Here is a 24,418-nt window from a genome sequence, read left to right as displayed (position 1 = left end):
GTCAGCGGTTTCATGCGATCTTTTTCTGTTCCTGACCACCGATGATCTCGGCCAGCACGGCCTTGCCGCGTGCCGACACGATCCAGTGCAGGACATTCTTCTCGTTGATCCGGGTTTCGATGACGCCCAGTGTCTTCATCACGGTCAGGCGCTGGCTGACCAGTTCGCGCGCTAGGCCGGTGCTGTCGCAGATGGCGGCCAGATTGCCATAAACGAAACTCTCTTCGGACAGGGCGCGCAGGATTTCGACATCGTTGTAGGACAGCACTTCGCGCGGGTCGGGTTCGCTGGCCTTCGGCGCCTCGACTTCGGCCTTGGCCGGCGCCGGCATGACCGGCTCGTCGCGCTTTTGCTGCTTGAGATGGCCGACATCACGCCGCACCTGGTCGATCTGCCCCATCAGGCGCTGGACCATGTTCTCGAACAGGCGGCGCGAGGCGACGACGTAGAGCAGGCAGAAACCGGCGAAGACGTAATAGTCGATGGGCTTGGTGCGCGCCCCTTCGAGCAGGGTGCTGGAAATCATGTTGAGGAACATCGGCACGGTCAGCGCGGCGACCACGCCGAATACCGGGTACTTGATCCATTCATGGCGGGCCGTCTCGCCCTGGCGGTCGGCCAGGAAGTGGTTGGCCACTCCGCCCAGCATGCCCATGATGATCATGATGCCTAGGACGAGCAGCATGTGCCCGTCGAGCGCTCCGTTCGGAGCCGTTACCTGCAGGGCAGGTTGCAGTTCAGCCGACATATGTCCCCCCTTTAATTGTTCGCCATTTTCACATGATTGCGGCAAGCAGGGAAAGGCGACGGAGAAGGCTAGGCGGCGATGCCGCGCCGGCGGTCGTGCATGCGTTCGGCGAGCAGGCTTACCTCGCCCTTCTCGTTCTGCTGTTCGAGACGTACGGCAAAGCCCCACAGATAGGCCAGATGCTCGAGGACACGCTCGTAATCTGGCGCCAGGTCGCGCCGGCGATGCATGAAATGGCGCAGGGTCAGCGAGCGGTCGCCGCGCAGGTCGACATTCCACACCTGGATGTCGGGATCGTGCGTGCCCAGGTTGTATTGCTCCGACAGCTTGAGACGCAAGGCGCGGTAGCCCGGATCGTCGTGAATGGCGCTGACTTCCAGCTTTTCGCGCTCGTCGTCGTCGAGCACGGCGAAGAAGCGGAATTCGCGCATCAGGCGGGGCGACAGGTACTGGGCGATGAAACTCTCGTCCTTGAAATTGCGCATCGCGAAGTCGAAGGTTTCCCGCCAGTCGGAGCCGGCGATTTCCGGGAACCAGGCGCGATCCTCGTCGTCCGGCGCTTCGCAGATGCGGCGCAGGTCCTGCCACATGGTGAAGCCGAGGGCGTAGGGGTTGATGCCGGAATACCAGTTGCTGTTGTAAGGCGGCTGCATCACGACATTGGTGTGCGACTGCAGGAACTCGAACATGAAGCCGTCGGTCAGCCGCCCCTCGTCGTACAGCGTATTGAGCAGGGTATGGTGCCAGTACGTGGCCCACCCTTCGTTCATGACCTGCGTCTGGCGCTGCGGATAGAAATACTGGCCGATCTTGCGCACGATGCGGATCACTTCGCGCTGCCATGGCTCGAGCAAGGGCGCGTGCTTCTCGATGAAATAGAGCAGGTTTTCCTCCGGCTCCTCCGGAAAGCGCAGCTCTTCGCCACTGTGCTCGGCTTCCTTGTGATGCGGCAGGGTCCGCCACAACTCGTTCACCTGCGACTGCAAATAGGCTTCGCGCTCCCGCTGGCGCTCCTTCTCCTTTTGCAGCGACAAGGGCGGCGAACGCTTGTAACGGTCGACGCCGAGGCTGGATATCGCGTGGCAGGCGTCGATCAGCTGTTCCACGGCATCGACGCCATGGCGCTCCTCGCACTCACTGATGTAATTGCGGGCGAAAACCAGATAGTCGATGATGGCATCGGCACTGGTCCACTGCTTGAACAGGTGGTTGCCCTTGAAGAAGGAGTTGTGTCCGTAGCCGGCATGGGCAATGACCAGGGCCTGCATGGCCATGGTGTTCTCTTCCATCAGGTAGGCAATGCACGGGTCGGAATTGATCACGATCTCGTAGGCCAGCCCCATATGGCCGCGCTTGTAGCGGTTCTCAGTTTCCAGGAAGTGCTTGCCGAAAGACCAGTGATGATAATAGACCGGCATGCCGATGGCGGCGTAGGCGTCCATCATCTGCTCGGCCGTGATGATTTCGAGCTGGTGGCGGTAGCAGTCCAGGCCGTAGGCGCGGGCGACCCGGCCGATCTCGGCATCGGCTCGGTCGAGTTCCTCGAAGGTCCAGTCCGAACCTTCGGCGATTTTGCGGGGGCGTTTTCGGGTCATGCCAGTTTCTTCCTGAACAGTTCCCGGAATACCGGGTAGATGTCGCTGGCCGCCGCGATGCGCTGCTGGGCGAAAACCCCGGCATGGGCGGTGGCGAGCTGCTCGTATTCGCGCCACAGGTTCTGCGGCTCGGCTTCGGTGATCTCCACATAGGCAAAATACTGGACGACGGGCAGGATGGACTCGGACAGAAACTCGCGACAGACCGGCGAATCGGAATCCCAGTTGTCGCCGTCCGAGGCCTGGGCGCCATAGATGTTCCACATGCTGCTCGAGTATCGGGCCTGGATGATTTCGTACATCAGCTTGAGCGCCGACGAGACGATGGTGCCGCCAGTCTCGCGCGAGTGGAAGAAGGTGTCCTCGTCGACCTCCTCGGCAATGGTGTGATGGCGAATGAACACCACCTCGATGTGCTCGTAGTTGCGGTTGAGGAACAGGTAGAGCAGCATGAAGAAGCGCTTGGCCATCTGCTTGGTGGCCTCGTCCATCGAGCCGGAAACGTCCATCAGGCAGAACATCACGGCCTGCGTCGACGGCTGCGGGATGCGTACCCGGTTGGAGTAGCGCAGGTCGAACGGGTCGATGAACGGGATGGCTTCCTGCTTGGCGCGCAGGACGGCGATTTCGTGGCGCAGACGGGCCACTTCGTCGGGGTCGGGACTGGCTTCGTCAAGCAGCGATTCGAGTTCGTTCTGCAATTCGCGCAGACGCCGGCGGTACGGCCCGCCAATCGCCATGCGCCGGCCGGCAGCACTACGCATGCTGCGCACCAGGTTGATGTTGGTCGGCACCCCGCTCTGCGTGTAGCCGGCCCGTACCCGCTTGTATTCGTCGATCCGCGCCAACTGGCGCTTGATCAGGTTGGGCAGGGCCAGTTCCTCGAAAAAGATATCGAGGAATTCGTCACGAGTCAGGGTGAAGACGAAATCGTCCAGCCCTTCGCCTTCGTTGCTCGCCTTGCCCTTGCCTTGCCCGCCGCCTCCGTCTTGTGGCCGGTCCATCTGGTCGCCCTGGGAAAAGCGGTCGTTGCCGGGATGGACGATCTCGCGCCGGCCACCGCGCCCCTGCCGGAAATGCGGTTCGCCGATGTCCTTGCCCGGAATGCCGATCTTTTCGCCACTCTCGAGGTCGCGAATGCCGCGCTTGGCGATGGCGTCGGCCACCGCCTTGCGGATCTGCCCCTTGAAACGGCGTATGAAGCGGCTGCGATTGATCGAACTCTTGTTTCTGCTGTCCTGCCGACGATCGACGATGCGTACGGTCATGACGCCTCCCGTTGTTCGCTACCCGCAGGCTGGCGGCGCCCGGAAACCGGGCGCCCCGACCCCTAGCTATTTTTCCTGACGCGCAGGTACCACTCGCAAAGCAGCCGCACCTGCTTTTCCGTGTAGCCCTTGTCGCTCATGCGGTCGACGAAGTCCTGATGCTTCTTCTGCTCGTCGGCACTGGCCTTGGTGTTGAAGGAAATGACCGGCAACAGATCTTCGGTATTCGAGAACATGCGCTTCTCGATGACCGCCCGCAGCTTCTCGTAACTGGTCCACGCCGGGTTCTTGCCGTCGTTCTTGGCCCGGGCGCGCAAGACGAAATTGACCACCTCGTTGCGGAAGTCCTTCGGATTGCTGATACCGGCCGGCTTCTCGACCTTTTCCAGCTCGTCGTTGAGCGCCGCGCGATCGAGCATTTCGCCGGTGTTCGGATCGCGGAACTCCTGATCCTGGATCCAGAAATCGGCGTAGGTGACGTAGCGGTCGAAAATGTTCTGGCCGTATTCGGAATAGCTCTCCAGATAGGCGGTCTGGATTTCCTTGCCGATGAATTCGGCGTAGCGCGGACTGAGGTATTCCTTCAGGAAGCGCAGATAACGTTCCTCGACTTCCGGCGGGAACTGCTCCTGCTCGACCTGCTGTTCGAGCACGTACATCAGGTGCACCGGGTTGGCGGCAATTTCGCGGTGATCGAAATTGAAGACCTTGGACAGGATCTTGAAGGCAAAGCGGGTGGATAGCCCGGTCATGCCCTCGTCTACCCCGGCGAAATCACGGTACTCCTGATAGCTCTTGGCCTTCAGGTCGGTGTCCTTGAGATTCTCGCCGTCATAGACGCGCATCTTGCTGAACAGGCTGGAGTTTTCCGGCTCCTTGAGGCGCGACAGCACCGAGAACTGGGCCATCATGCGCAACGTGTCCGGCGCGCAGGGCGCCGCCGCCAGCGAGGAATTGGCCAGCAGCTTCTCGTAGATGTGGATTTCGTCGGTTACGCGCAGCGAGTACGGCACCTTGACGATGTAGATGCGGTCGAGGAAGGCCTCGTTGTTGCGGTTGTTCTTGAAGGCCTGCCATTCCGCCTCGTTGGAGTGGGCAAGGATCAGGCCGTCGAAGGGAATGGCCCCGAAACCTTCGGTACCCTTGTAGTTCTGTTCCTGGGTCGCCGTCAGCAAGGGGTGCAGGACCTTGATCGGCGCCTTGAACATTTCGACGAATTCGAGGATGCCGCGGTTGGCCAGGCACAGGCCGCCGGAGTAGGAGTAGGCATCCGGATCGTTCTGCGAATAGGTTTCCAGCTTGCGGATGTCGATCTTGCCGACCAGCGAGGAAATGTCCTGGTTGTTCTCGTCGCCCGGCTCGGTCTTGGCCACGGCGATCTGCGACAGCACCGATGGGCACAGGCGGACGACGCGGAAGCGGGTGATGTCGCCGCCAAATTCCTGCAGGCGCTTCACCGCCCACGGACTCATGATGCCACCCAGGTAGCGCCGGGGGATGCCGTAATCCTGCTCGAGGATGGGGCCGTCTTCATCGATGTTGAACAGGGCGAGCGGCGATTCGTGCACCGGCGACCCCTTGATCGCATAGAAGGGCACCTTCTCGATCAGCGCCTTCAGCCGTTCGGCCAGCGAGGACTTGCCGCCACCGACCGGACCAAGCAGGTAGAGGATCTGCTTCTTTTCCTCCAGTCCCTGCGCGGCATGGCGGAAGTAGGAAACGATGTGCTCGATGACCTCCTCCATGCCGTAGAACTCGCGGAAGGCGGGATAGAGCTTGAGCATTTTGTTGGCAAAGATACGCGACAGGCGAGGATCGAGGCGGGTATCGACCAGTTCCGGCTCGCCGATCGCCATCAGCATGCGCTCGGCAACGCTGGCATAGGCACTGGGATCGCTGCGGCACAAATCCAGATATTCCTGGATCGATAGTTCCTCTTCCTGGGCCGCTTCATAGCGACTCTGGTAACGCGTGAAGATCGTCATGGCTACCTCCGCTGAGTGGGTGGTCGGTACGGCTGTCGGTGGTTTCTATCTTCCTGTTCGAATAACGTCTGCGGCCGGAAAACGTTGGCTGCCAAGCAACAGGAACGATACACCTGAGCCCTGTTTTTTTGTTTGTCTATTCGACTGGCGGCAGCCGGTCGAGTTCGAAAAATGACAGATTTTCCGACCAACGGTGAAAACAAAGGCCCTGCCGGCTTTCGCACGGCAGGGCCTCGGTGTGGCGCGGCAGTCGGTCGTTTAGCGCGGCAGGGTGGTCGAACCCATCAATGCGGCATCGACCTCGCGGGCGGCCTGGCGACCTTCGCGGATCGCCCAGACAACCAGCGATTGGCCGCGACGCACGTCGCCGGCGGCATAGACGCCTTCGACATTGGTCTTGTAGCAGCCTTCGCCGTCGGTCGTCGCCTTGGCATTCTGGCGTGCATCCTTCTCGACGCCGAAGGCTTCGAGCAGGCTGCCGACCGGATTGGTGAAGCCCATGGCCAGGAAGGCGGCATCGCACGGCAGTTCAAATTCCGAACCGGCGACTTCGACCATCTTGCCACCCTGCCACTCGACGCGCACGGCCTTCAGTGCCTGGACGTTGCCCTTGCCGTCATCGACGAAGGACTTGGTAGCCACCGCGAATTCGCGGACGGTTTCACCTTCCTTGTGCGACGACGAGGTGCGCATCTTGAGCGGCCAATACGGCCAGACCAGCGGCTTGTCTTCCTGCTCCGGCGGGGCCGGCATCAGTTCGAACTGGGTCACCGACGCGGCGCCGTGGCGGTAGCTGGTGCCGACGCAGTCGGAACCGGTATCGCCGCCGCCGATCACGATGACGTGCTTGCCCTTGACGTTGATCGGGTTCTTGGTGCCCTGCTGGACTTCCTTGTTCTGCGGAATCAGGAATTCGAGGGCGGCGTAGATGCCCTTGAATTCGCGGCCCGGCACCGGCAGTTCGCGTGGCACTTCCGAACCGGCAGCGAGGATCACGGCGTCGAAATCCTTCTTCAGCTGGTCGGCGGAGACGGTTTCGGTGGCATCGTTGTTGATGCCGGCCGGGATGTTCTTGTCGCCGACGATGACCTTGGTCTTGAAGGTGACGCCTTCGGCCTGCATCTGCGAAACGCGGCGGTCAATGACCGACTTGTTCAGCTTGAAGTCCGGGATGCCGAAGCCAAGCAGGCCGCCGATACGGCTGCTCTTCTCGAACACGGTCACGTCGTGACCGACGCGCGCCAACTGCTGGGCAGCGGCCATGCCGGCCGGCCCGGAGCCGACGACGGCAATCTTCTTGCCCGTCTTGACGGCGGCCGGCTGTGGCGCGACCCAGCCCATTTCCCAGCCCTTGTCGATGATGAAATGCTCGATCGACTTGATGCCCACCGGCGCTGCGTTGATGCCGAGCGTACAGGCGGCTTCGCAGGGGGCCGGGCAGATGCGGCCGGTGAAGTCCGGGAAGTTGTTGGTCGAATGCAGCACGTCCAGGGCCTGCTTCCAGTTGCCGCGGAACACCAGGTCATTCCAGTCCGGAATGATGTTGTTCACCGGGCAGCCGTTGTTGCAGAACGGAATGCCGCAGTCCATGCAGCGTGCGCCCTGGGTCTTGGCAGCGTCGTCAGACAGGGTCTGGACGAACTCCTTGTAGTGCGTCAGGCGCTTTTCGACCGGTTCGTAGGCCTCTTCGAGGCGTTCGAACTCCATGAATCCAGTCGGCTTCCCCATTATGCGGCCTCCTTCTGTGCAGCAGCGGCCATCTCGGTGAGCGCCCGCTTGTATTCGTGCGGATAGACTTTGACGAACTTCTCGCGATAGGCATCCCAGTTGGCCAGGATGGCCTTGGCGGTCTTGCTGCCGGTGTACTCGGCGTGACGGGTCACCAGCTCCTTGAGCTGGGTTTCGTCGGCCTGACCAAGATGCAGCGGCTCGCCAGCGGCGTGACGGTTGGCCGGCAGCACCTTTTCCAGGGCGACCTGGGCCAAATTGCAGCGGCTCTTGAAGCTGCCATCTTCGTCCAGCACATAGGCGATGCCGCCCGACATGCCGGCCGCGAAGTTGCGACCTGTCATGCCCAGAACGACGACCGTACCGCCAGTCATGTATTCGCAACCGTGGTCACCCACGCCTTCGACCACCGCGGTACCGCCGGAGTTACGAACGCAGAAGCGCTCGCCGCCGACGCCGGCGAAGAAGGCATCACCTTCGGTCGCGCCGTACATGACGGTGTTGCCGACGATGATGTTCTGTTGCGTGTCGCCGCGGAAATCGGCATTCGGCTTGATGATGATGCGTCCGCCCGACAGACCCTTGCCGACGTAGTCGTTACCTTCGCCGGTCAGTTCCAGCGTCACGCCACGCGCCAGGAAGGCACCGAAGGCCTGGCCGGCGGTGCCGGTCAGCTTGATGTGGATGGTGTCGTCCGGCAGGCCGGCATTGCCATAACGCTTGGCCACTTCGCCCGACAGCATGGTGCCGCAGGTGCGGTTGACGTTGATGATGGTCGTCTCGATCTGGACCTTCTGGCCCTTTTCGAGGGCCGGCTTGGCCTGTTCGATCAGCTTGTGGTCGAGCGCCTTCTCGAGGCCGTGATCCTGGCCTTCGGTGTGGTAGCGCGGCACGTCGGCCGGCACGTTCGGCTGATAGAAGACCTTGGTGAAATCCAGGCCCTTGGCCTTCCAATGCTCGATACCGGCACGCATGTCGAGCAGGTCAGCACGACCGACCAAATCGTCGAACTTGCGGATGCCGAGCTGGGCCATGATTTCGCGGGCTTCTTCGGCGACGAAGAAGAAGAAATTCACGACGTGTTCCGGCTGGCCGGAGAAGCGCTGACGGAGCACCGGATCCTGGGTGGCGACGCCAACCGGGCAGGTGTTCAGGTGGCACTTGCGCATCATGATGCAGCCTTCGACGACCAGCGGTGCCGTGGCGAAGCCGAATTCGTCGGCGCCGAGCAGTGCACCGATGACGACGTCGCGACCGGTCTTCATCTGGCCATCGACCTGAACGCGGATACGCGAACGCAGGCGGTTAAGGACCAGGGTCTGCTGGGTTTCGGACAAGCCGAGTTCCCACGGCGTACCGGCGTGCTTGATGGAGGACTGCGGCGAAGCGCCCGTACCGCCATCGAAGCCGGCGATCACGACGTGATCGGCCTTGGCCTTGGCGACACCGGCGGCAACCGTGCCGACACCGACTTCCGACACCAGCTTGACCGAGATCGACGCCTTGGAGTTGGCGTTCTTCAGGTCATGAATGAGTTGGGCCAGATCCTCGATGGAGTAGATGTCGTGGTGCGGCGGCGGCGAAATCAGGCCGACGCCCGGTACGGAGTGCCGCAGGAAGCCGATGTACTCGGACACCTTGTGACCCGGCAACTGGCCGCCTTCACCCGGCTTGGCGCCTTGCGCCATCTTGATCTGGATCTGGTCGGCATTGACCAGATACTCGGTGGTCACGCCGAAGCGGCCGGAAGCGACCTGCTTGATGGCGGAACGCAGCGAATCGCCTTCCTTGAACACGTAGTCGCGTTCGATGCGCGAGGCACCGACCACTTCCGACAGCTTCTGGCCGGCCTTGAGCGGCTGGAAGCGCTTGGCGTCTTCGCCGCCTTCACCGGTGTTCGACTTGCCGCCGATACGGTTCATGGCGATGGCCAGCGTGGTGTGCGCCTCGGTCGAGATCGAGCCGAGCGACATGGCGCCGGTGGCGAAACGCTTAACGATTTCCTTGGCCGGTTCGACTTCGTCGAGCGGGATCGGCGCGCCTTGCGGCTTGAGTTCGAACAGGCCGCGCAGGGTCAGGTGACGCTTGGTCTGATCGTTGATCAGCTTGGCGTATTCCTTGTAGGTCTCGTACTTGCCGGAGCGGGTCGAGTGCTGCAGCTTGGCGATGGAGTCCGGGGTCCAGACGTGTTCCTCGCCGCGGACGCGATAGGCGTATTCGCCGCCGGCATCGAGCATGTTGGCGAGCACCGGGTCAGCCGAGAAGGCTTCGGTGTGCAGGCGAATGGCTTCCTCGGCCACCTCGAAGACACCGATACCCTCGATGTTGGACGGGGTGCCGGTGAAGTACTTCTCGACGAAGTCCTTCTGCAGGCCGATGGCTTCAAAAATCTGGGCGCCGGTGTAGGACATGTAGGTCGAGATGCCCATCTTGGACATGACCTTGTTCAAGCCCTTGCCGATGGCCTTGATGAAGTTCTTGGCGTACTTCTCGGCCTTTTCGGCATCGCCCTTGGCCAGGGAATCGATGGTTTCCAGCGCGAGGTACGGATGTACCGCTTCGGCACCGAAACCGCCGAGCAGCGCGAAGTGATGCGTTTCGCGAGCCGAACCGGTTTCCACGACGAGACCGGCACTGGTACGCAGGCCCTTCTTGACCAGGTGCTGGTGGATGGTCGACGTCGCCAGCAAGGCGGGAATGGCGACCTGCTCGGCGCTGACCTGGCGATCGGAGACGATCAGGATGTTGGCACCGGAACGCACGGCATCTTCGGCATCGGCGGCCAGCGAAGCCAGACGCGCTTCGATGCCGTCCTTGCCCCAGGCGACCGGATAGCAGATATCCAGTTCGAAGGAGCGGAACTTGCCGGAGGTGTACTTCTCGATATTGCGCAGCTTTTCCATGTCGGCAAAGGACAGGACCGGCTGCGACACTTCGAGACGGATCGGCGGGTTGATGTCGTTGGTGTTGAGCAGGTTCGGCTTGGGACCGATGAAGGACACCAGCGACATGACCAGTTCTTCGCGGATCGGGTCGATCGGCGGGTTGGTCACTTGGGCGAACAACTGCTTGAAGTAGGCGTACAGCGTCTTGTTCTTGGCCGACAGGACCGGCAATGCGGAGTCGGTACCCATCGAACCGGTCGCTTCTTCGCCGTTCTGGACCATCGGCTCGAGGATGACCTTGACGTCTTCCTGGGTGTAGCCGAAAGCCTGCTGGCGATCGAGCAGCGAGGCGGACGAGGCGGCGCACTTTTCGTCGGCGGCCGGCACTTCGTCGAGCTTGATGCGGATCTTCTCGATCCACTCGCGGTAGGGCTTGGCGTTGGCCAAGGAGTTCTTCAATTCCTGGTCGTCGATGATGCGGCCCTGTTCCATGTCGATCAGGAACATCTTGCCCGGCTGCAGACGCCACTTCTTGACGATCTTCTTGTCCGGAATCGGCAGCACACCGGATTCGGAAGCCATGACCACGAGGTCGTCATCGGTAACCAGATAGCGTGCCGGACGCAGGCCGTTACGGTCCAGCGTGGCGCCGATCTGGCGGCCGTCGGTGAAGGCCACGGCGGCGGGGCCGTCCCACGGCTCCATCATGGCGGCATGGTATTCGTAGAAAGCGCGACGGTTCTCGTCCATCGTCGTGTGCTTTTCCCAGGCTTCCGGGATCATCAGCATGACGGCCTGGGCCAGCGAGTAGCCGCCGCCCATGACGAGCAGTTCGAGCGCGTTGTCGAAGGATGCAGAGTCCGACTGACCGGGGTAATGCAGCGGCCAGACCTTCTTGAGGTCGTCGCCGAGGATGGGCGAGGAAATCGCCTGTTCGCGGGCCTTGAACCAGTTCACGTTGCCGCGCACGGTGTTGATTTCACCGTTGTGGGCGATGTAGCGGAACGGGTGGGCCAGATCCCAGGTCGGGAAGGTGTTGGTCGAGAAACGCTGGTGCACCAGGGCCAGGGCGGTGACGGTGCGCTTGTCCTGCAGGTCGAGGTAATACACGCCAACCTGATCGGCCAGCAGCAGACCCTTGTAGTTCACGGTACGGGCCGAGAACGACGGGACGTAGAATTCCTGGCCGTGCTTCAGCTTCAACGACTTGATGGCGTTGGCGGCGCGGCGGCGGATGATGTAGAGCTTGCGCTCGAGGGCATCGGTGACGAAAACGTCCGGACCGCGGCCGACGAAAATCTGGCGGATCACCGGCTCCTTGGCCTTGACCGTCGGCGACATCGGCATGTCGGCATTGACCGGCACATCGCGCCAGCCGAGGATGATCTGGCCTTCGGCCAGCACGGAACGCTCGATTTCCTCGATGCAGGCGTGGCGCGAAGCAGCCTCCTGCGGCAGGAAAACCATGCCGACGCCGTACTCGCCATTGGGCGGCAGCTCGACGCCCTGCTTGGCCATTTCCTCGCGATAGAACTGATCCGGAATCTGGATCAGGATACCGGCACCGTCACCCTGCAGCGGGTCGGCGCCGACGGCGCCGCGGTGGTCGATATTTTTGAGGATCAACAAACCCTGCTCGACGATATTGTGGCTCTTCTGGCCTTTGACATGGGCGACAAAGCCTACGCCGCAAGCGTCGTGCTCGTTGGCGGGGTCGTACAAACCCTGCCGATCAGGTACTGCCGGTTCCATCACACGCATTCCTTCAAAGTACTTGGCCCTCCTGCATCAGGGCCAATGATGAAAAAAGCCGAACGTCATGTTTGACGCTTCGGCCTGTACGAAAATTTGAGGCAACCATTAAATATACTGGAAAACCCCTATCGAATCAAGATGCTGCAATGCACCAAACCCGGACGTTCGTGCTCAGTTTCTCCCCGCCGCGGTGCATCGGATTTCGACCGCCGCAGCGATCTGTTCCTTGGATGCGGCGTCGGAAACCACAGCCTTGCCGATTCCTTGCAGCAGCACCAAACGCAGCTTGCCGTCCTGTACCTTCTTGTCATGGCTCATCAATTCGAGATAACGATCAACGCCAAGGGCCGGGCTTATGACCGGCAAACCGGCTCGCACGAATATCCGCTCTATCCGCGCCACCGTTGGCGCCTCGATCCAACCTAAAGCACAGGACAATTCGGCAGCAATTAGCGTGCCGGCGGCCACCGCTTCGCCATGCAGCCATTCGCCATAACCCATGCCGGTTTCGATAGCATGGCCGAAGGTATGTCCCAGATTCAGCAAAGCCCGCTCGCCGCTTTCGCGCTCGTCGGCGGCAACCACTTCCGCCTTGTTGGCACAGGAACGTTGCACCGCATAGACCAAGGCCGACTGATCGCGCGCCAGCAGCTTGTCCAGATTGACCTCCAGCCAATCGAAAAATTCCGGATCGCGTATCAGACCGTACTTGATCACTTCGGCCAGACCGGCCTTAAGCTCGCGATCCGGCAGCGTATCGAGGGTCAAAATATCGGCCAGCACCAGCTTGGGCTGATAAAACGCCCCGATCATGTTTTTGCCCATGGGATGATTGATCGCCGTCTTGCCCCCTACCGATGAATCAACCTGGGAGAGCAAGGTGGTCGGCACCTGGATAAAAGGCATGCCGCGCTGATAACAGGCCGCGGCAAATCCGCCCATGTCGCCAATGACACCACCACCCAAGGCGATTAGTATCGTGCTGCGCTCGCAGCGCTCGGCCAGCAGGCCGTCAAAAATCAGATTGAGCGTTTCCCAGGTCTTGAATTTCTCGCCATCCGGCAAGATAACCGGCAAGACTTCAATGCCACCGCTGGCCAGCGTAGCGCACAGGCGCTCCAGATACAGCGGCGCTACCGTCTCATTGGAAACCACCACCACTTTCTTCTGCTTGATGTGCGGCAGAAGCAATTCAGGCCGGGACAGCAGGCCGGAACCGATGTGAATCGGATAGGAGCGCTCGTCGAGAGCGACATTGAGCGTTTCGATCAAGCTTTGCATAAACGGTTGAATTCTCTCAATAGATGCTGAACGATACCGGCCGCCACCAGGTGCGAGCCATCGACCACGATATGGGCCGCCTCTCGGTACAGAGGATCCCGTATCGCGTGAAGTTCCTCGAGTTTAGCCAACGGATCTTCCACATGCAGCAACGGGCGATTCCGATCGTGGCGCGTCCTCTCGTACAACAGCCGCGGCGGGACGTTCAGATAGACAACCCATCCCGTCTCGTTCAAGCGGCGTCGATTTTCCGGATTGATGACGACGCCCCCCCCTGTTGCCAGTACTAGGCCCCCCCCTCCAGTTAGGTCATGGATGGTCTGCGCCTCGCGCCGACGGAAGCCGTCCTCACCCTCTATTTCAAAGATGGTAGGAATCGGAACCCCAGTTCGTTCGACGATTTCATGGTCGGAATCCAAGAATGGCCGGCCTAAACGCTTGGCCAGCATACGCCCGACAGTCGTCTTGCCAGCCCCCATCAGGCCAACCAAGTAGATATTTCGATGTTGTTCCACGCCGGAATTTTAGCCGAGTCTTGAAGGGACACAAAAAAGGCCGGCATCTGCCGGCCTTTTTGGACAAATCACATTGGCATCAATCGAAACGCGTCTTATCAGATATAACCCGTGGAGTGATAAATACCAGCAACTCACGCCGACTGCCAGTATCGTTCTTATACTTGAACAGCCAGCCAAGGAACGGGATATCTCCCAGAAGCGGCACTTTTTCTACGGTGTCCTGCGTGTTTGTAATAAACACACCACCAATCACCACCGTTCCACCATTTTCGACAACCACGTTAGTTTCGACGATAGAACTCTTAATTGGCGGATTACCCAGAACAGCCCTTGTCCAATCCGGCTCCTCTTTCTTCACAACCAAGGCCATGCGCACCGTCCCCTCCGGAGTAATCTGCGGCGTCGCTTCCAGAGAAAGTTTGGCGGGTTTGAAGCTCACAGTCTGGGTAATTGCAGTCCCAGAGGTCTGAGTTGTCACATACGGCACCTCAGTACCATCCTCGATTTTTGCCTTAACGTTGTTGGCTGTAATAACCCGCGGACTAGAAATGATCTTACCGATGCCGTCTGACTCAAGAGCGGCAATTTCGAGGTTCAGAAACTTGGTAAGGCTCGAATTGAACAACGACAACGCCAATGTACCCCCTGTAGAAGTGTATGAAGGCAGATTGACCCCAATAGTCTGAGGGGTTGTTTGTGTCGGATTTGTTACCGTAGGAGTTGTTGTTCCTGGTGTGATCCTACCGCCGGTAACGTTCCAACCACTACCACCAAGCATACTTTGCTTCTGGTTCAAGAAATTCAGTTTTGCACCAATACTCCGGTTAAAGCTATCACTCGCCTCCACCACCCGAGCTTCAATTAGTACTTGGCGTGCTCCAATATCAATCGCGCTGATAAAAGAACGAATCTCATCAAGCTTGGAAGCAATATCGTTTATAAAAATGATATTGGATTGCGGGTCTGCAACAGCACTACCGCGCTTGCTCAAAATACGTTGTGTCGCTCCAGGTGCACCTCCCGCCACCACACCAGCCAAGAGTCGGGCCACATCTGCAGCTTTCTGATAATTCAACTGAAATTGCTCAAGTTTAAGCGGCTCAAGTTCGCTAATCTGCTGCTTTGATTCAAATTCCAATTTTTCACGTGTCGCAATCTCGTCTCGTGGGGCAATCATGATGATGTTGCCCTTCTTTCGCATATCGAGACCCTTTTGCTGGAAAATGATATCAATGACCTGATCAGCAGGGACATCTTTCAAGACAAGCGTCGTAGTTCCCGAAACAGTTTCGCTAATCACGGCATTCAAACCGAGTTCCTCAGCCATCAAGCGCAACAAGGCACGTACATCGCCGTTTTGGTAATTAATACTGACTCGCGGCCCCTGGTATCCGATCTTCGCCCCCTGCACGAGTTTATTGGGATCCTCGATAATTCGCTTAACCTCAACGATAAACTGGTTGTCGCTCTGATAGGCGTTGTGCTCCCACAGGCCCTTGGGCGAAATTACCATGCGCACATTGTCACCGTTTGCTTTGGTTTCCACCGTTGTTACGGGAGTAGCAAAATCGGTAACGTCCAGCTTCCGGCGAAGTCGGTCCGGGACCGAGGTTTTCATGAAGTCGACAACCAAATTCGGTCCTTGCTGGCGGATATCAATACCCGTTCCGGAGTCACTTAAATCAACAATGACGCGACCCTCACCATCCTTGCCACGGCGAAACATTACATCGCTGACCGAATGCTTTGCTCCTATCAAGCTCTCCTCCGCAAAACGAGTAGAACGGGCGGCACCCGAATCTGCGACTCGCTCAACTGGCGTCAGTGTCACGTAGAGGGATTTACCCTCAAGCCGTGTCTTGTAGTTGAGGCTTTTAGCGAGGTTCAACACCACACGCGTGCGGTCACCAACCTGGACCACATTCATGCTCCGCAAGTCGCCTTGGTTAAAGACTTGGCTATTTTTTCCTAAGCCATTGCCGGTCAACTGAAAATCCAAGGCAATTTTGGCTGGATTTGCCACACTAAACCCTGGCGGAGGAGCCGAAAGAGGTTCCTTCATGTCTATGCGCAGCGCAATCTCGTTGCCCTGCTGCGCCACATTGACAGCCTCGATCGTGTTTGACGGCTGCACCTCCGCACGAGCAGGCGGGAATAAAGCAAGACACACCACAAAAGCGGCCACTGCTTGTTTGATGAATTTCATTTCTTGCTTCCCTCCTTGCTCTGCAGATAGAGCGAACTCTTGCGTTCACTCCAGTCACCAGCAGAATCCTGTATCAATTCCCGCAATTGCACTTCGGTATCTGAAATCTGGGTCACCATACCGAAATCAAGACCCATGTAGTCGCCAACCTTGACCTGCTTGACCTTGTCTTCAACCTGGATGACAGCCATCGGCCGTTTGTTGACATTCATGTAGCCGATCATCTTGAGTGACTCTATCGGATATTTCTCGAGCATGCTGTTTCGGATCTCCCGGGCCTCAAAATCAGGCTGGAACGCCCCGCCCTTGCCGGCAAGCTGTTTATATCGAGATTCCGGTTCTATTTTGCTCGGCTTGAAGGGATCCAGCATCCCATCCATGTCATAGGGAACCGGCTCATACGGCTTGACATCCGGCAGTTTTGGCACGTTACCCCGCATATCCTTGGTATTCTCGGCCATCCACTGTTTCATGTCTTCGTGCTCTCCGCCGGCGCAAGCTCCCAAAGCGCCGCAGAGGGCAATGAGCAATAGTCGTTTCACTTCTTCGCTCCTTGCGCTGCCTTCTTCTGCTTAGCAACCTCCTCTTCATCCAGATAACGGAAGGTTTTGGTTGTCGCATCGAGGGACAATTGTCCTCCGTCTCGTATTGGGGCAATGGAAATATTATTCAGCGTGACGATGCGAGGTAGCTTGGCAATATCGGCTGCAAATGCGCCGAAATCGTGATAACCGCCATTGATTTTCACGGTAATCGGCAACTCGGCATAGAAGTCCTTGATTTGCTCCTGGCCGGGCTTGAACAATTCGAACTGCAGCCCCCGACCCAAACCGGCTTGGTTAATCTCGATCAGAAGTGCCTCGATTTCGGACTTATCGGGCAACTGCTTTAACAGTGCTCCAAACGAACGATCAATTTCCGCCAATTGTTGAACGTAGAGATCCAGATTGACTGCTTGGCGCTTCTTGTCGAGGTATTGCTGCTTTAAGGTCTGCTCTTCCTGTCCCTTTGTTTCCAACTCGGCAAATTGATCGTTCCAGACAAACCACCAGCCAGCCGCCACGATGACGGCGAACAACCCGACCAAGATGACAATCTTGGGGATCAAGGGCCATGAACCTGGATCATTCGGGTTCATGAAGCGGAAATCATCCGCAATAGACCGGAGGTCTATCTTCGGTAAGGAGATGGACGGTGCTTTCACTTTTTCCCCTTTTCGTCTTCAGGCTTGATTCGGGTAAGCACAAAGTTCATACCGAACTCATAGACCCGGCGCCCATTGGCGACAACCGCCTTGCTTTCCAGCAGTTGCGGTTGCTCCATCCACGGCGAAGCATCTAGATTCCGCATCAAGGCCGAAATCCGTGCGTTCGACTGGGCATGGCCAACGATATTGACCTTCAGACCATCCTGTTTGACGGATTTCAGATAGATACCCTCGGGAACCTGTTTGACCAGTTCGCTCAACAGATAGACCGTCTCGCCACGGTCACGCTGCAGATTCTCGATGACCTGCTTTCGCGCCAGAAGTGCCTGGGTCTGCTCTTTAAGACGCTTGATCTGATCAAGCTGTTTGTCCAGAACGGCAATTTCCTTTTTAAGGAACTCGTTCGAACCGTCCTGATTGCTGATCGCATTGCCAATCAGCGTGTAGCCGGCAAAAACGATTAGTGCCGCAAGCACAAATACCAAGCCGGTCAGCACGAAAAACTGCTCACGCCGCGCCTTCTTGGCCTCTTCACGATGGGGGAGGAGGTTGATGCGAATCATGATGGATCGAACCTCCGCAACGCCAGACCGCACGCCACCATCAGCGAGGAAGCATCGGCCAGCAGGCTTTTCGCCCGTACGCGGTCAGACAGCACCATATTGGCAAACGGATTGGCGATCAGGGTATTGACCTGCGTTCGCGTCGCCACCACCTCGTCGATTCCGGGGATCACGGCGCAACCACCGGCGAGAACGATATGGTCGACTTGGTTGTACTGGGTCGAAGTGAAGAAGAACTGAAGCGCCCGGGACACTTCCAGCGCTAGGTTCTCCATGAACGGATTCAGCAACTCGATTTCGTAGCCCTCGGGCAGATTTCCCGCACGCTTGGCGGCTTCTGCATCTTCGATGCTCATACCGTAATGGCGGGAGATATCCTGGGTCAGCTGGCCGCCACCGAAAGCCTGTTCGCGGGCATAAACCTGTTGACCGTTGCGCAGCACGGTCAGATTCATCACATTGGCGCCGGCGTCGATCAGCGCCACGACCTGATTCTTGCCGGCTTCCGGCAACTGGCGCTCGATCAGTTCGAAAGCCGCCAGCGTCGCGAAAGATTCGACATCGACGACCGTCGCCTTCAAGCCAGCCGCATCGGCTACCGCAACGCGGTCTTCGACGCGCTCCTTCTTCGACGCGGCAATCAGCACCTCGAGTTCGTCCGGTACTGCCGGGGCAGGCCCGATCACCTGATAGTCCAGATTGACTTCGTCGATGGCGAACGGAATGTACTGGTTCGCCTCGGTTTCAACCTGAGCCTCAAGCTCATCGTCGCGCAAACCGGCCGGCACGATGATTTTTTTCGTAATGACCGCAGACCCGGGCAAGGCCATGGCGACATTGCGGGTCGACGTACCCATGCGCTTCCAGGCACGCTTGACACAATCAACGACACCATCCAGGTTCGCGATATTGCCATCGGACACCGCATCTTTGGGCAACACCTCTATGGTGTAGCGCTCAACGCGATAGCCGTCTTTCCCGTTAGCAGTCAACTCGACCATCTTGACGGCGGACGAACTGATGTCCAGGCCGAATAGGGAGTGCGCCTTAGGATTTAACAACGCCGAGATATCGAAGCCCACCAGACCCCCAAAAAGTCCTTACGGATTACGAAGTTACAAAAACAACCAATAATTCACTTCAGATGCTAGCAACAAGCTATAGGCATGTAAAGCATTTTCACGGCCGGAAAATGGCCCAGCGTATAATCGGCGCCACGCCATTTTTACCCCTGAATACTGTGCCTCCGATACCGTCCACGCTACGCCTAATCCTGTACCCTGTCATATTCCTGCTTGGACTGGTCGCCATTGGTATAGCGATGGTGTTGATCGTACTGGTACTGACCTATCCGAACCTGCCGTCCCTTGAGGTACTGACCGACTACCGCCCGAAGATACCGCTGCGCGTGTATACCGCGGATGGATTTCTGATCGGTGAATATGGCGAGGAACGCAGGGCCGTCGTGGCCATTCAGGACGTCCCACCCATCATGAAGAATGCCATCCTGGCCGCCGAGGACGATCGCTTCTACCAGCATGGCGGTATCGACTACACGGGCATTCTGCGCGCCGCCGGCGCCAACCTGATCGGTGGAGGCAAACGCCAGGGGGCGTCGACCATTACCCAGCAGGTTGCCCGCAACTTCTTCCTGACCGGCGAAAAGACCTACACCCGCAAGCTGTACGAGGCCCTGCTGTCGTTCAAGATAGAAAGCAACCTGAGCAAGGACCAGATTTTCGAGCTGTATATCAACCAGATATTCCTCGGTCAGCGCGCCTACGGATTCGCCGCGGCGGCGCAAATCTACTTCGGCAAACCGCTCAAGGACATCTCCATTGCCGAAGCCGCGATGCTGGCTGGCCTGCCCAAGGCCCCGTCGGCCTACAACCCCATCGTCAACCCGACCCGCGCCAAGATCCGCCAGCAATATGTGCTGCGCCGCATGCACGAACTGGGCTACATCTCCGCCACCCAGCATGCCGCCGCCCTCAAGGAACCGCTGGTCGTCAAGCGCGAGCTGGCCGGCTATGCGGTCCACGCTGAATACGTCGCCGAAATGGCCCGCCAGATCACGGCCGAGCGCTTCCCCGAGGAAATCTATTCGCGCGGCATGAAGGTTTACACCACGATCATCAAGGCCGAACAGGAGGCTGCCTACAACAGCCTGCGCAAGGGCGTCATGGACTATGACCGGCGGCATGGCTACCGTGGCGCCGAATCCTATCTCGACATGAGCGACATCAAGTCCGACCAGGATGAATCCATCGACGAGGCCCTGCAGGACATCGCCGACACCGGCGACCTGATCCCGGCCCTGGTCCTCGCCGCCGATGCCAAGCAGATCCGCGCCTACCGCAAGGGGGGCGAAATCGTCACCCTGACTGGCGACGCCACCAAGTTCGCCGCCAAGATGCTCGACGACAAGGCGCCCCCCAACAAGCGCCTGAAACGCGGCGCCGTCATCCGCCTGCAAAAGGATGACAAGGGCAGCTGGCAGATCAGCCAACTGCCGGAAGTCGAGTCGGCCTTCGTCGCCATCTCGCCGCAGGACGGTGCGATCCGCGCCCTGGTCGGCGGTTTCGACTTCAATCGTAACAAGTTCAACCACGTCACCCAGGCCTGGCGTCAGCCGGGTTCCAGCTTCAAGCCCTTCATCTACTCCGCCTCGCTGGAGAAGGGCTACAGCCCGAACAGCGTGATCGCCGATGAACCGATCGTCATTCCGGCTAGTCAGACCGGCGCCCAGGCGTGGGAGCCGCACAACTACGACGGCAAGTACGAAGGCCCGATGAAGATGCGCACGGCGCTCGCCAAATCCAAGAACATGGTGTCGATCCGCATCCTGCAGGCCATCGGCACCAACTACGCCCAGGATTACGCGACGCGCTTCGGTTTCGATGCCGCCAAGCACCCGCCCTACCTGACCATGGCCCTGGGCGCCGGGTCGGTCACCCCGTGGCAGATGGTGAGCGGCTATTCGGTGTTCGCCAATGGCGGCTACAAGGTGAATCCCTTCGTCGTCCGCGAAATTCGCGACGAGCGCGACCAGGTCGTGGCCCGCTCGGCCGAAATCGAGGCCGGCAACGAAGCCATCCGCGCCATCGACCCGCGCAACGCCTTCATGATGGACACCATGCTGCGCGACGTCACCATCTACGGTACCGCCGCCAAGGCCTCGGCCATCCTGAAACGCCATGATCTGGCCGGCAAGACGGGCACCACCAACGAATACGTCGATGCCTGGTTCTGCGGTTACCAGATGACCGTCGCCGGCTGCGCGTGGATCGGTTTCGACCAACCGAAGAAGCTGGGCGACAAAGAAACCGGCGGCGTCGCGGCGCTACCGATCTGGATCGGCTACATGAACCGCGCCCTGAAGGATGTGCCGATGCAATTGCCGCAGGCGCCGGAAGGCCTGGTCGCTGTTGGCGAAGGACGCGAACGGACGTATATCTACGCCGAGAACTTCAAGGAACGTCCGCCGGAGGAAGAGGCCGGCGATGCGGCTCCGTTGCCCAAGCCCGACCTCAGCACGCCGCCCAGCGACTGATCAGCGCAGATCGACCGACTCGCCGGCCTGCTGGCTGGCGAGCTGCGACAGCTTGTCGAGCAACTCGGCGTTGTCCCGCGTGTCACGCCAAACCGAGCCATCCCACCGGAAATGGAAGCCGCCGGCCCGGGCGGCAACCCAGATTTCCTGGTTCACGCCGTGTCGATTGACGATGATCTTGCTGTCGTCGGCAAATTCGATTTCCAGCACGCCGCCCGCCCCCAATTCGAAATCCAGGTCGGCGCCGCTCGCCTCGAGCCCCGCTTCTATCCTGGCGAGGGTCGTCTCGGCCAGGCGGTTGAAATCCTTGTCATCCATGGTGTGCTAACATCCCGCTCTTCGCTGACAGCGCCCCGAACATGTCCAGAATCGCTGCCCTACTGATCATTCTTGGCCTTGCCGCCTGCGGCATGCGAGGCCAGCTCGAAAGGCCGTCCGGCCCGCCGTCGGAGCCGCTGCTCGGCAGCGACAAAGCGCCTGCCAAGGATGTTAGCACGACCACTCACCCCAAGGCCCAATGACCCACTTTGCCCTGAAAAACGGCGTCCTACACGCCGAATCCGTTGCCCTGCCGACCCTTGCCGAACAGTTCGGCACGCCGGCCTATGTCTATTCCCGTGCCGCGCTGACCGAGTCGCTGCGCGAATTCAAGGATGTCCTCGGCGGCCACCCGGCCGGTAGCGGCGCCCTCGTCTGCTACGCGGTCAAGGCCAATTCCAACCTGGCCATCCTCAACCTGTTCGCCCGCCTGGGCGCCGGCTTCGACATCGTGTCGGGCGGCGAACTGCAGCGCGTGCTGGCCGCCGGCGCCGATCCGCAGAAGGTGGTCTTCTCGGGCGTCGGCAAGACCGCGGCCGAAATGAAACTGGCCCTCGACGCCGGCATCTTCTGCTTCAACATCGAATCCATACCGGAACTGGAGCGCCTCAACGAAGTCGCCGGCCAGTGCGGCAAGGCGGCGCCGATCAGCCTGCGCGTCAATCCGAACGTCGACCCGAAGACCCACCCGTACATCTCGACCGGCCTGAAGGAAGCCAAGTTCGGCGTCGCCTACGACGATGCCCTGCCGCTCTACCGGCGCGCCGCCGCCCTGCCCCACATCCAGATCGCCGGCATCGACTGCCACATCGGCTCGCAACTGCTCGATCCGTCGCCCTTCGTCGAGGCGCTCGACCGCATCCTGGCCCTGATCGACCAACTGGCCAGCGACGGCATCCGCATTCACCATCTGGACCTCGGCGGCGGCCTCGGCATCAAGTACAAGGCCGACCAGGTACAACCGACCGTCGCCTCCTACCTGACCCCGCTGCTCGACAAGCTGCAGGACCGGGGCCTGCAGGTCGTGCTCGAACCGGGCCGCCGCCTGGTCGGCAATGCCGGCCTGCTGCTGACCCGCATCGAATACCTGAAGGAAGGCGAAGGCAAGAATTTCGCCGTCATCGATGCCGCCATGAACGACCTGATGCGCCCGGCGCTGTACGAAGCCTGGCATGACATCAATCCAGTGGTGCCAAGCGCCGGCACCGCACGCGACTACGACGTGGTCGGTCCGGTATGCGAAACCGGTGACTTCCTTGGCCAGGCCCGCCCGCTCTGCGTGCAGCCGGGCGACCTGCTGGCGGTGATGTCGGCCGGTGCCTACGGCATGGCCATGGCGTCGAACTACAACACTCGGCCGCGCGCCGTCGAAATCATGGTTGATGGCGATCAGGTTCACGTCATTCGCCAGCGCGAAACGGTCGCCCAACTCTACGCCGGCGAGCAGGTCCTGCCGGCTTGAACGGCATCCGCATCGACAAGTGGCTGTGGGCCGCGCGCTTCTTCAAGACGCGCAGCTTGGCCACCGATGCGGTAGGCGGCGGCAAGGTGAAGCTGAACGGGGTGCCGACCAAGCCGTCGCGTGACGTCAAGATCGGCGACAAGCTGGATGTCTTCAATGGCGAGACCCGCTGGCAGGTCGTCGTCCGCGCCCTTTCCGAAAAACGCGGCCCGGCCAGCGAAGCCCGCCTGCTCTACGAAGAAACCCCGGATAGCATCACAGCCCGCGAAGCCGAACAGTTGCGGCGCAAATTCGAGGTCGAGCCGGCCGCCGACATCCACGGCCGGCCGACCAAGCGCGACCGTCGCCAGATGGATCGTTTCGGCCGCTAGGCCGGTTACAGCACCAGCGCCAGGGCCAGCGGTAGGAAAATCAGCGCGGCCAGATTGCCGATCAGCACGATGGAGGCGACGCGTTGCGGCTCCTGCTTGTAGCGCTCGGCGAACAGAAAGTTAAGCACGGCCGGCGGGAAGGCGCCAAAGACTAACAGCATGGCGGCGTTGCGCCCCTCGATGCCGAGCAGGGCGATGACGCCGTAGGCGATGGCCATGCCGGCCAGCGGCCGCAACAAGGCGCTGCCGACCGCCACTTTCCATTCGCTGAACGACACATCGGTCATCCGCACGCCGAGCGAAAAGAGCAGCAGTGGAACGGAAACATCGCCCAGCATCTTGATCGCCGTGATGGCCGGCGACCATATCTGGATTTTGAGCAGGGCGACCGCCAGGCCCGTGATCGCGGCAAAAACCACCGGGACGCGCCACAGGGTCAGCAAGCGGGCATGCGGATCGAGCAGGCGGGCGCCGAAGGTGAAATGCAGGGTGTTCTCGACCATGAACATGATCACCGCCGCCGGCAGGGCCTGCTCGCCCCAAGCCAGCACGGCAAGCGGCAAGCCGATATTGCCGGAGTTGTTGAACATCATCGGCGGCACCAGCGTTTTGGCCTCCATCCCGAGCAGGCGGGCGATCGGCCAGGCGAGCAGGCCGCAGGTCAGCAACACCAGCAAGGCGCCCAGCGCGAGCGGAGCATAGGCCTGCACGTCGAAGGACTTGCCGGCCATGGCGGCGAACACCACGGCCGGGACGAAAACGTCCATGTTGATGCGGTTGGCGACGGCCATTTCCGGCTTGTGCTTGCGACCGTAGAAATAACCGGCAGCAACGATCGCGAAAATCGGAAAAAGGATCGCCACCAGGCGAAAGCTCAGGCTTTGGTCGTCCAACGGGTTCTTTCAGGAAGGGAAAGCAAATCCGAACTGTGCTCGGGGCAAACGGCCGGAACCATAGGGAATAACCCGCGGCCCG

The 24,418-nt window shown here is 59.9% G+C and carries 18 protein-coding genes; 3 read left to right on the top strand and 15 right to left on the bottom strand.

The window, feature by feature from the left end; translation table 11 throughout:
- Window positions 1-10: 10 nt before the first annotated feature.
- The 13 genes from LZ012_RS03435 to LZ012_RS03375 all read right to left on the bottom strand — a co-directional run bounded on the left by LZ012_RS03435 (window position 11) and on the right by LZ012_RS03375 (window position 18,821).
- Window positions 11-748, bottom strand: coding sequence for a YEATS-associated helix-containing protein (locus LZ012_RS03435; protein ID WP_275707565.1), 738 nt, complete (start codon window positions 746-748; stop codon window positions 11-13).
- A 68-nt stretch (window positions 749-816) separates the two neighbouring features.
- Complete coding sequence (locus LZ012_RS03430) at window positions 817-2,343, bottom strand: SpoVR family protein (RefSeq protein ID WP_275707562.1); 1,527 nt, start codon at window positions 2,341-2,343, stop codon at window positions 817-819.
- The gene (locus tag LZ012_RS03425) at window positions 2,340-3,611 is read right to left on the bottom strand and encodes a YeaH/YhbH family protein (RefSeq protein WP_275707560.1); all 1,272 of its coding nucleotides are present in this window, start codon (window positions 3,609-3,611) and stop codon (window positions 2,340-2,342) included. Before LZ012_RS03425 ends, LZ012_RS03430 begins: the two co-directional genes overlap by 4 nt.
- Window positions 3,612-3,673: 62 nt before the next feature.
- Entirely contained in the window at window positions 3,674-5,596 is a 1,923-nt protein-coding gene (locus LZ012_RS03420; RefSeq protein ID WP_275707558.1) for a PrkA family serine protein kinase, read from the bottom strand.
- Between the two features lie 258 nt (window positions 5,597-5,854).
- Window positions 5,855-7,324, bottom strand: a complete 1,470-nt coding sequence (locus tag LZ012_RS03415) for a glutamate synthase subunit beta (protein ID WP_275707556.1) — start codon at window positions 7,322-7,324, stop codon at window positions 5,855-5,857.
- Window positions 7,324-11,961, bottom strand: coding sequence for a glutamate synthase large subunit (gene gltB / locus LZ012_RS03410; RefSeq protein ID WP_275707554.1), 4,638 nt, complete (start codon window positions 11,959-11,961; stop codon window positions 7,324-7,326). The genes LZ012_RS03415 and gltB overlap by 1 nt, the downstream gene beginning before the upstream one ends.
- A gap of 174 nt (window positions 11,962-12,135) precedes the next feature.
- Entirely contained in the window at window positions 12,136-13,233 is a 1,098-nt protein-coding gene (aroB, locus tag LZ012_RS03405; RefSeq protein WP_275709623.1) for a 3-dehydroquinate synthase, read from the bottom strand.
- Window positions 13,233-13,724, bottom strand: coding sequence for a shikimate kinase (locus tag LZ012_RS03400; protein ID WP_275709621.1), 492 nt, complete (start codon window positions 13,722-13,724; stop codon window positions 13,233-13,235). The genes aroB and LZ012_RS03400 overlap by 1 nt, the downstream gene beginning before the upstream one ends.
- Window positions 13,725-13,839: 115 nt before the next feature.
- A complete protein-coding gene (locus LZ012_RS03395; protein ID WP_275707552.1) occupies window positions 13,840-15,969 on the bottom strand; it encodes a type IV pilus secretin PilQ in 2,130 nt (709 codons plus the stop codon).
- Window positions 15,966-16,511 carry a pilus assembly protein PilP gene (locus LZ012_RS03390; RefSeq protein ID WP_275707550.1) on the bottom strand — a complete coding sequence of 182 codons (546 nt, stop codon included), beginning with the start codon at window positions 16,509-16,511 and terminating at the stop codon, window positions 15,966-15,968. The genes LZ012_RS03395 and LZ012_RS03390 overlap by 4 nt, the downstream gene beginning before the upstream one ends.
- Window positions 16,508-17,173 carry a type IV pilus inner membrane component PilO gene (locus LZ012_RS03385; protein ID WP_275707548.1) on the bottom strand — a complete coding sequence of 222 codons (666 nt, stop codon included), beginning with the start codon at window positions 17,171-17,173 and terminating at the stop codon, window positions 16,508-16,510. Before LZ012_RS03385 ends, LZ012_RS03390 begins: the two co-directional genes overlap by 4 nt.
- Entirely contained in the window at window positions 17,170-17,739 is a 570-nt protein-coding gene (locus LZ012_RS03380) for a PilN domain-containing protein (RefSeq protein ID WP_275707546.1), read from the bottom strand. Before LZ012_RS03380 ends, LZ012_RS03385 begins: the two co-directional genes overlap by 4 nt.
- Window positions 17,736-18,821, bottom strand: coding sequence for a pilus assembly protein PilM (locus tag LZ012_RS03375; protein ID WP_275707544.1), 1,086 nt, complete (start codon window positions 18,819-18,821; stop codon window positions 17,736-17,738). Before LZ012_RS03375 ends, LZ012_RS03380 begins: the two co-directional genes overlap by 4 nt.
- Before the next feature lie 239 nt (window positions 18,822-19,060).
- Between LZ012_RS03375 and LZ012_RS03370 the strand changes: the two genes are divergently transcribed.
- Window positions 19,061-21,292 carry a penicillin-binding protein 1A gene (locus LZ012_RS03370; RefSeq protein WP_275707542.1) on the top strand — a complete coding sequence of 744 codons (2,232 nt, stop codon included), beginning with the start codon at window positions 19,061-19,063 and terminating at the stop codon, window positions 21,290-21,292.
- Here LZ012_RS03370 and cyaY read toward each other — a convergent pair whose 3' ends face one another.
- A complete protein-coding gene (gene cyaY / locus LZ012_RS03365) occupies window positions 21,293-21,610 on the bottom strand; it encodes an iron donor protein CyaY (RefSeq protein ID WP_275707540.1) in 318 nt (105 codons plus the stop codon).
- Between the two features lie 199 nt (window positions 21,611-21,809).
- Here cyaY and lysA point away from each other — a divergent pair, with 199 nt between their 5' ends.
- Both lysA and LZ012_RS03355 read left to right on the top strand, forming a co-directional pair.
- Window positions 21,810-23,072 (top strand): diaminopimelate decarboxylase, encoded by a 1,263-nt coding sequence (gene lysA, locus LZ012_RS03360; RefSeq protein ID WP_275707538.1) that lies wholly within the window; start codon window positions 21,810-21,812, stop codon window positions 23,070-23,072.
- Window positions 23,073-23,077: 5 nt separating this feature from the next.
- Entirely contained in the window at window positions 23,078-23,443 is a 366-nt protein-coding gene (locus LZ012_RS03355; protein WP_275709619.1) for an RNA-binding S4 domain-containing protein, read from the top strand.
- A gap of 5 nt (window positions 23,444-23,448) precedes the next feature.
- Here LZ012_RS03355 and LZ012_RS03350 read toward each other — a convergent pair whose 3' ends face one another.
- The gene (locus LZ012_RS03350) at window positions 23,449-24,336 is read right to left on the bottom strand and encodes an AEC family transporter (protein ID WP_275707535.1); all 888 of its coding nucleotides are present in this window, start codon (window positions 24,334-24,336) and stop codon (window positions 23,449-23,451) included.
- Between the last annotated feature and the right edge of the window lie 82 nt (window positions 24,337-24,418).

This window comes from Dechloromonas hankyongensis (genome assembly GCF_022012295.1).
GTDB lineage: Bacteria > Pseudomonadota > Gammaproteobacteria > Burkholderiales > Rhodocyclaceae > Azonexus > Azonexus hankyongensis.
This window is presented reverse-complemented; position numbering and strand designations above follow the sequence as displayed.

Bases quoted from the DNA above. Each gene is read 5' to 3' on its own strand.
- LZ012_RS03380 (WP_275707546.1), bottom strand. From the start codon at position 17,739: ATGATTCGCATCAACCTCCTCCCCCATCGTGAAGAGGCCAAGAAGGCG.
- LZ012_RS03395 (WP_275707552.1), bottom strand. From the start codon at position 15,969: ATGAAATTCATCAAACAAGCAGTGGCCGCTTTTGTGGTGTGTCTTGCT.
- LZ012_RS03370 (WP_275707542.1), top strand. From the start codon at position 19,061: ATGGTGTTGATCGTACTGGTACTGACCTATCCGAACCTGCCGTCCCTT.
- gltB (WP_275707554.1), bottom strand. From the start codon at position 11,961: ATGGAACCGGCAGTACCTGATCGGCAGGGTTTGTACGACCCCGCCAAC.
- LZ012_RS03435 (WP_275707565.1), bottom strand. From the start codon at position 748: ATGTCGGCTGAACTGCAACCTGCCCTGCAGGTAACGGCTCCGAACGGA.
- LZ012_RS03430 (WP_275707562.1), bottom strand. From the start codon at position 2,343: ATGACCCGAAAACGCCCCCGCAAAATCGCCGAAGGTTCGGACTGGACC.
- LZ012_RS03420 (WP_275707558.1), bottom strand. From the start codon at position 5,596: ATGACGATCTTCACGCGTTACCAGAGTCGCTATGAAGCGGCCCAGGAA.
- LZ012_RS03425 (WP_275707560.1), bottom strand. From the start codon at position 3,611: ATGACCGTACGCATCGTCGATCGTCGGCAGGACAGCAGAAACAAGAGT.
- lysA (WP_275707538.1), top strand. From the start codon at position 21,810: ATGACCCACTTTGCCCTGAAAAACGGCGTCCTACACGCCGAATCCGTT.
- cyaY (WP_275707540.1), bottom strand. From the start codon at position 21,610: ATGGATGACAAGGATTTCAACCGCCTGGCCGAGACGACCCTCGCCAGG.
- LZ012_RS03415 (WP_275707556.1), bottom strand. From the start codon at position 7,324: ATGGGGAAGCCGACTGGATTCATGGAGTTCGAACGCCTCGAAGAGGCC.
- LZ012_RS03400 (WP_275709621.1), bottom strand. From the start codon at position 13,724: ATGGGGGCTGGCAAGACGACTGTCGGGCGTATGCTGGCCAAGCGTTTA.